Raw genomic sequence first — 5,131 nt, 5'->3', positions numbered from 1 at the left:
CTAAACGTTCCAACCGCCTCTCCGGCGCATTGCTTACAGGAACGCTCATACTCATCGTCAACAGCATTACAAGCCGCGGCTTTCAATAAAGCACAATATCGATTTAAGACATTAAACCCAACACTAGTGTAAAAAAATTTTGCGTAACTTCCGGGATTAATTTTCCAAAATCATCGCGAGTTTTCCATTCCCCCGTGAGGCCAACCTACCGAGTCAAATATCTTCAGCTAATATCAAGTTTCAGCAATGAAAATAATTAGTTCAATTAAGGCAGTAACAAGGATTACGATATATATCGCAATTGACGATCCACAAGACTAGCTATATAGTACCAATTTGTCGCTGGATATTTTTATTTCATGTTTCAATGATCCACAAAAGGGATATTTTAATGAGCCAATTATATATAGATTATTTGAAGATATTATGATTTTAGTTGTTTGCTCATTGTGTAATTCAATATCAATCCAAAACAGCATGTCCCTGGATTGAGCTGCCGTCGAATTCAGTGCTAGAATGTCGTAGATCCCCGTTCCGGCTCAATTCAGGCAATCAAAAGATGTACAACGATTCCGTTTTGGTGAATGGTCTATATTTTGGTAGGAGAGTTATGAAGTGGGTAGTGGGCAAAGATCATTTTCTGAAAGTCGACCGCAATATTAATAGAATTCGACTAGGATCCAATTACGGGGGCTGGTTCATCTGTCCTGATGTTTTGAGCTCGAAATTGAAAGTGAACGTCATTTCGATTGGAATTGGTCGCGATATTACTTTCGACTTAGCTCTAATTGAGATGTTCGGAGCTACTGTTCATGCTTTCGATCCAACGCCTTTGAGTATTGAGTGGGTTAACAGCCAGGCATTGCCCAAAGGATTATATACACATCAAATTGGGATTGCGGCAGCTGAAGGTGAGATCGAATTTGGGCTTCCTCTTAAGGATGGATGGGATAGCTATTCGGCGTTCAACAAGAGCCGAGGTAGCGTAAGGTGTCCGGTCACAACTCTGAATGGAATACTCGAGATAGCTGGATCTAGAGAAATAGATATTTTCAAAATGGACATAGAAGGCTCAGAATTCGAAGTAATCGACGAGATGTCGTTTAACGACTTCCGTCCAGGACAGATATTGGTTGAATTTCACTACAACTCGGATGCGGTATCCAAAACGCATATAGATACCATTTCGCGTGTGGAAAAATTGAGAAATATTGGATACTCAGTGTTCGACGTGTCGCCATGGGGGCGTGAATTCAGCCTGATACGGAATGATTTGGTGAATTAAACCGCCGGGTGGTCAAGCTAGGGTTCGGATCATAGCCGCCAGGCGAACACATGAGCGTTTCATATGAGTTATGTTTGGCGTCAGACTTTCGTATGCTAGCTTAGGTAGTTCTCGGGAACGCCCTGGTGCATCGACTCAGACAGACAGTTCAGGGGATCGGCTCACGGCGGCAATGATGTCGGTGGCGGGCTTCGTCCTGGCGAAAGGTTTGGCGCGCCGGTTGTGCTCGGCGATGTAGCGTTTGATAGCCGCCTGTAGATCGACGAAGCCGGTGAAGGAGCCTCGCCGCAGCCGACGCCGGGTCAGCGCAGAGAAGAAGCCCTCGACCGCGTTGAGCCACGAGGCCGAGGTGAAGTCGAAGGTCCAGCGCGGGTGCCGGGCCAGCCAGGCGCGCACCTTCGGATGTTTGTGGGTGGCGACGTTGTCGAGGATCGCGTGGATCGCCTTCTCGGACAGGACGGGGGTCTCAAGGGCTTTGAGGATCCGGATGAACTCACCGTTCCGGTGGCGCTGCATGCAGCGGGCAAGCACGGTGCCCGCCAGAACGTCGAGAGCGGCAAACAGCGTCGTGGTGCCGTGACGGGTATAGTCTTGGGTCTGGGCGGCGAGATGGCCGGGGGCGAGTGGACGGTTGGGACGGGGCTGCTCCAGAGCTTGGATCTGGCTCTTCTCATCGATGGATAGCACCACTGCGTGGGCGGGTGAGGCCATGTCGAGGCCGATGACATCCTCTACCTTGGCGGCGAAGGTTGGGTCGCGCGAGCGCTTGAAAGTGCGCAGCCGATGGGGCTGGAGGCGGTGAACGTCCCAGTTCCGCTGCACGGCGCACAACGAGATCCCGTCCGCGCGGGCCACGGCCCGGCCAGTCCAGTGGGTGACCTCGCCTGGCAGCTCCGAGCAGGTCAGCGCCAGAACCTCGGCCACCGTCTCGGCCGAATGAGGCGGCATGCCGGGCGGCGTGTCTTATCGCGCAGTAGACCTTCGACACCCGCCTCGGCGTAGCGCTGTTGCCAGCGCCACACAGCCGGGCGGCTGACGCCGGCACGCCGGGCGACGTCTTGGACAATCAAGCGCTCGGCCGAAAGCAGGACGATGCGGGCGCGCTGGGTGTGCTTGAGCGGACGGGAGCGGTCGCTGGCGATCGCAGCCAACCGTTCCGCGTCGGTCCAATTGAAGAGCACGCATACCGTCTGAGCCATAGCCCAGACTCGCACGCCTCACCGCCCGCGTGAATCCTCTGTCCGCGTCACTGCACTAGCGTTCGCGCTGTCGATGAGCATCATTCCGAATTTAACGCCGCGCTTCTGAACAAGGTCGAGGAGGCGCTTCTAATTGCCAGTGTGCGATCAGTGGATGGAGATCTGGGGCGCCCGACCCAACGGACCGAGATCCTCCAGAGTAACCCGCCATAAGGCTCCATTGTAATACCGCCCGAGAATGGCTGGGAGTTTGCAGCTGTCAGTCCCGCGGTTGTGTTTTTGTCTCATACGGGGTCGCTTATACATCAGGATCCCGTATAGACTATTGCATTTTAGAATGTCAATATACTCTGTGCGAAGAAAAAAATGATAGGTGATTCTAATTTGATCAGGCTGATGAGGGCCTTTCGTTGGAAATTCTTGCGGGCTTCTTGAAGCAGGTCGACAAACAAATGACATTAATCCAATTATATCGGTTATTTAATTAGTAAAATTATATTATCCAGAATTCACGGATTATGGCTGTCCTGCAACGAGAAATATATATCATAATCCCAGTATATTTAGATTGCTCTAGTAAATAAAAGGGAAATTTCAAGTATTTTAACTTAATAAAATTGCAACAATGGATCGATTATCAATCGCAATGCTTACCCTATATCTATCAAAGGTTGACCCGTTTTTATTTAGTCATGGGTTGAAGGGTATCTCAATAGAACGATGTTAGCAATATTTCTCGCCTTGACTCCGGCGAAGATTCAGGTGAAGGCAGCAGAGTGCTTCGGCCATCTCCATACAGCTTCGTGTTAACTTAAACGACAAGGACGCTGGTATGGACGTCATCGACACCGAGATTCCGGACGTGAAGCGCATCGTGCCGAAGCGCCTCGGCGACGCGCGCGGCTGGTTCTCCGAGACGTTCCGCATCGACGCCATGGAACGGGCCGGCATCACCAACACCTTCGTTCAGGACAACCAGTCCTTCTCGGCGCCGCAGGGCACGATCCGCGGCCTGCACTTCCAGATCGCCCCCCAAGCGCAGGCCAAGTTCATCCGTGTCCTGCAGGGCGCCATCCTCGACGTGGCGGTCGATATCCGCAGCCGCTCGCCGACCTACGGCAAGTACGTGGCCGTGACGCTCGACGCCGAGACCGGTGCGCAGCTCTTCATCCCGCACGGCTTCGCCCACGGTTTCTGCACGCTCACGCCCGACGTGATGGTCGCCTACAAGGTCGACGCCTACTACAGTCCCGAGCATGACCGGTCCCTCGCCTGGAACGACCCTGAAATCGGGATCTCGTGGCCGGTCTCGGCCGAGGCCGCTATCCTATCCGACAAGGATCGCCGCGCGCCGAAACTGGCCGATCTCGGCCCCGTCTTCTGACCGCGGCGGCCCCGCGGCCGTAATTTAGTCACGGGGGCCGTCTTCTGACCCCGGCCAATCCGTTTTGACGATCCTGAAGAGGTATCCTGCCATGCGCATCCTGGTGACCGGAGGCTGCGGCTTCATCGGCTCGGCGCTGGTGCTGCACCTCGTCAACGATCTCGGACACGAGGTCTGCACCCTCGACGCGATGACCTACGCGGCCAACCCGATCTCCCTGGCCCCGCTCGCCGACAACCCGCGTCATCGCCTCAAGGAAGCCGACATCTGCGACCACGCCGCCGTGCAGAAGGCCTTCGCCGAGTTCAAGCCGCAGGCGGTGATGCATCTGGCCGCCGAGAGCCATGTCGATCGCTCGATCACCGATCCGGGCGCCTTCGTGCGCACCAACGTGATCGGCACCCAGACCATGCTGGACGGCGCCCGCGGCCACTACGAATCCCTGTCGGAGGCGGACAAAAAAGGCTTCCGGTTCCTTCACGTCTCCACCGACGAGGTCTACGGCTCGCTTCCGCCGGGCGGCTTCTTCACCGAGGAGAGCCGCTACGATCCGCGCTCGCCCTACTCGGCCTCGAAGGCGGCCTCCGACCACCTCGCCCGGGCGTGGCACGAGACCTACGGCCTGCCGGTGCTGGTGACGAACTGCTCGAACAATTACGGCCCGCGCCATTTCCCCGAAAAGCTGATCCCGCTGATGATCCTCAACGCCCTGGAGGGGAAGAAGCTTCCCGTCTACGGCGACGGCCAGAACGAGCGCGACTGGATCCACGTCGAGGATCACGCCAAGGGCCTCGTCGCCGTGCTGGAGCGCGGCCGGATCGGCGAGACCTACCTGCTCGGCGGCCGGGCGGTCCGGAACAACCTCGCGGTGGTCAAGGGCCTGTGCGCGGCCTTCGACCGGCTGCGGCCGCAGAGCGCCCCGCACGAGCAGCTGATCAGCTTCGTGGCCGACCGGCCGGGCCATGACCGGCGCTACGCCATCGACTGCACCAAGGCCGAGACCGAGCTCGGCTGGCGGCCGCAGAAGACCTTCGAGCAGGCGCTGGACGAGACCGTCGCGTGGTACCTCGACAACGAGAGCTGGTGGCGCCCGATCCGCGAGGGCCGCTACAACGGTGAGCGCCTGGGGCTGAACGCCTGATGGACGTCCTCGTCCTCGGCGGTGCCGGACAGGTCGGGACCGAGCTGCGGGCCGTGTCCTGGCCGGACGGCGTCACCGTCCACGCGCCGGACCGCTCCGAGCTCGACATCACCGATGCGGGC

4 protein-coding genes and 1 pseudogene are annotated in these 5,131 nt (G+C 56.7%); 4 read left to right on the top strand and 1 reads right to left on the bottom strand.

Going from position 1 to position 5,131, the window contains the following annotated elements; genetic code table 11:
- The first annotated feature begins 610 nt into the window (after nt 1-610).
- A complete protein-coding gene (locus tag OXS49_RS32465; RefSeq protein ID WP_267428636.1) occupies nt 611-1,285 on the top strand; it encodes an FkbM family methyltransferase in 675 nt (224 codons plus the stop codon).
- Between the two features lie 135 nt (nt 1,286-1,420).
- On the opposite strand, the pseudogene OXS49_RS32460 reads toward OXS49_RS32465, so the two are convergent.
- Nucleotides 1,421-2,484: pseudogene (locus OXS49_RS32460) on the bottom strand (IS630 family transposase).
- Between the two features lie 832 nt (nt 2,485-3,316).
- Here OXS49_RS32460 and rfbC point away from each other — a divergent pair.
- From rfbC to OXS49_RS32445, 3 genes are all read left to right on the top strand, one after another.
- Nucleotides 3,317-3,868: a dTDP-4-dehydrorhamnose 3,5-epimerase gene (gene rfbC, locus OXS49_RS32455; protein ID WP_267428635.1), complete on the top strand. Its 552-nt coding sequence runs from the start codon at nt 3,317-3,319 to the stop codon at nt 3,866-3,868.
- A 91-nt stretch (nt 3,869-3,959) separates the two neighbouring features.
- Complete coding sequence (rfbB, locus tag OXS49_RS32450; protein WP_267428634.1) at nt 3,960-5,009, top strand: dTDP-glucose 4,6-dehydratase; 1,050 nt, start codon at nt 3,960-3,962, stop codon at nt 5,007-5,009.
- The coding region (locus OXS49_RS32445; protein ID WP_267428637.1) for a sugar nucleotide-binding protein at nt 5,009-5,131 on the top strand (123 nt) is incomplete at its 3' end. The genes rfbB and OXS49_RS32445, both read left to right, overlap by 1 nt.

It is taken from the genome of Methylobacterium sp. GC_Met_2, assembly GCF_026540795.1.
Classification (GTDB): domain Bacteria; phylum Pseudomonadota; class Alphaproteobacteria; order Rhizobiales; family Beijerinckiaceae; genus Methylobacterium.
Note: the sequence above shows the minus strand (reverse complement) of the source record. Positions and strands in the feature narration are given on the sequence as shown.

Excerpts from the sequence above, each read along its gene's own strand:
- OXS49_RS32465 (WP_267428636.1), top strand. The coding sequence starts at position 611 with ATGAAGTGGGTAGTGGGCAAAGATCATTTTCTGAAAGTCGACCGCAAT.
- rfbC (WP_267428635.1), top strand. The coding sequence starts at position 3,317 with ATGGACGTCATCGACACCGAGATTCCGGACGTGAAGCGCATCGTGCCG.
- rfbB (WP_267428634.1), top strand. The coding sequence starts at position 3,960 with ATGCGCATCCTGGTGACCGGAGGCTGCGGCTTCATCGGCTCGGCGCTG.